Genomic DNA, 412 nt, shown 5'->3' with positions numbered 1-412 from the left:
GAAGAACTGGCAGGCAATGATCGACCAGGTCGGCAAGCTGTATGCACGGCACTACGCCGCGCGCGCGTTCCAGCAGATCGGTTATTTCGACTATGACGCGGCAGACCCTGTTTCTGTCGAATATTTCATTCAGATGATGGCGGCCTGCCTGGCCGGTGGCCCTACTGAAGCCCTGCCCGAACAAGGCCAGCCGCTCGGGATGACCCAGCATGTCTGGCAGCAACTGGTGGAAGATGATCAGAGTCTGCTGTACCAGGCGCTGCTGGCCAAGCACCCGGGGCTGATGCAGCACGTGGTCGCTGCGCTGTCCGGGGACGACTTCGGCAAGGTGTACGACATCATCAAAAGCATCGCCGGGACTGATGACGGCCAGCTGTTGATGATCAAGCCGATCCAGGATGCCGTCGGCCAG

At 60.4% G+C, this 412-nt stretch carries 1 pseudogene; it reads left to right on the top strand.

Annotation, left to right across the window (positions count from 1 at the left end):
* Positions 1-16: 16 nt before the first annotated feature.
* Positions 17-412 (top strand): annotated as a pseudogene (locus QSV36_RS14230) (T6SS effector BTH_I2691 family protein); the annotation flags it as partial.

This window comes from Pseudomonas sp. BCRC 81390 (genome assembly GCF_030341915.1).
GTDB lineage: Bacteria > Pseudomonadota > Gammaproteobacteria > Pseudomonadales > Pseudomonadaceae > Aquipseudomonas.
The sequence above is the reverse complement of the archived record's forward strand: the minus strand, read 5'-3'. Positions and strand labels throughout refer to the sequence as shown.